This window comes from Colwellia sp. BRX10-4, assembly GCF_014077465.1.
Taxonomy (GTDB): Bacteria; Pseudomonadota; Gammaproteobacteria; order Enterobacterales; family Alteromonadaceae; genus Colwellia_A.
Genome location: NZ_JACGVZ010000073.1, coordinates 1 through 1,781 on the forward strand (window position 1 = coordinate 1; position 1,781 = coordinate 1,781).

Annotated in this window: 1 rRNA gene; it reads left to right on the forward strand. The window is 49.7% G+C overall.

Going from position 1 to position 1,781, the window contains the following annotated elements:
• The first annotated feature begins 157 nt into the window (after positions 1 to 157).
• Positions 158 to 1,702 (forward strand): 16S ribosomal RNA (locus H4J67_RS19820).
• Positions 1,703 to 1,781 lie beyond the last annotated feature (79 nt).

The following is a 1,781-nucleotide window of genomic DNA, read 5'->3' on the forward strand; positions in this document are numbered from 1 at the left end:
AAAGACGTAAAACAGTTTAATAATGATGTCACACAGATTAAGTATTAATTATTAATTTAATTAGTACGTTTTATGTAGTTATCGACTTCGGTTGGTAACACGACAGAATTCATTGAGCAGATGTCTTGGTTTCGGCTAAGCATCACAAACGATTTTTTAATTGAAGAGTTTGATCATGGCTCAGATTGAACGCTGGCGGCAGGCTTAACACATGCAAGTCGAGCGGTAACAGAGAGTAGCTTGCTACTTTGCTGACGAGCGGCGGACGGGTGAGTAATGCTTGGGAATATGCCATATGGTGGGGGACAACAGTTGGAAACGACTGCTAATACCGCATAACGTCTACGGACCAAAGAGGGGGATTCTTCGGAACCTCTTGCCATTTGATTAGCCCAAGTGAGATTAGCTAGTTGGTGAGGTAATGGCTCACCAAGGCGACGATCTCTAGCTGGTTTGAGAGGATGATCAGCCACACTGGGACTGAGACACGGCCCAGACTCCTACGGGAGGCAGCAGTGGGGAATATTGCACAATGGGCGAAAGCCTGATGCAGCCATGCCGCGTGTGTGAAGAAGGCCTTCGGGTTGTAAAGCACTTTCAGTTGTGAGGAAAGGTGGGTAGTTAATAGCTGCTCACTGTGACGTTAGCAACAGAAGAAGCACCGGCTAACTCCGTGCCAGCAGCCGCGGTAATACGGAGGGTGCGAGCGTTAATCGGAATTACTGGGCGTAAAGCGTGCGTAGGCGGTTTGTTAAGCAAGATGTGAAAGCCCAGGGCTCAACCTTGGAACTGCATTTTGAACTGGCAAACTAGAGTACTGTAGAGGGTGGTGGAATTTCCAGTGTAGCGGTGAAATGCGTAGAGATTGGAAGGAACATCAGTGGCGAAGGCGGCCACCTGGACAGATACTGACGCTGAGGCACGAAAGCGTGGGGAGCAAACAGGATTAGATACCCTGGTAGTCCACGCCGTAAACGATGTCAACTAGCTGTCTGTGGACTTGATCCGTGGGTAGCGGAGCTAACGCATTAAGTTGACCGCCTGGGGAGTACGGCCGCAAGGTTAAAACTCAAATGAATTGACGGGGGCCCGCACAAGCGGTGGAGCATGTGGTTTAATTCGATGCAACGCGAAGAACCTTACCATCCCTTGACATCCACAGAAGAGACTAGAGATAGACTTGTGCCTTCGGGAACTGTGAGACAGGTGCTGCATGGCTGTCGTCAGCTCGTGTTGTGAAATGTTGGGTTAAGTCCCGCAACGAGCGCAACCCCTATCCTTATTTGCCAGCGCGTTATGGCGGGAACTCTAAGGAGACTGCCGGTGATAAACCGGAGGAAGGTGGGGACGACGTCAAGTCATCATGGCCCTTACGGGATGGGCTACACACGTGCTACAATGGCAAGTACAGAGGGCAGCAATACCGCGAGGTGGAGCGAATCCCACAAAGCTTGTCGTAGTCCGGATTGGAGTCTGCAACTCGACTCCATGAAGTCGGAATCGCTAGTAATCGTAGATCAGAATGCTACGGTGAATACGTTCCCGGGCCTTGTACACACCGCCCGTCACACCATGGGAGTGGGATGCAAAAGAAGTGGCTAGTTTAACCTTCGGGAGGACGGTCACCACTTTGTGTTTCATGACTGGGGTGAAGTCGTAACAAGGTAACCCTAGGGGAACCTGGGGTTGGATCACCTCCTTATCTTGAAGTAAAAACAGTTTAATGGAAACTTCGGTTTCACGAGTGTCTACACAAATTACATGATAACAAATTAGAAGAA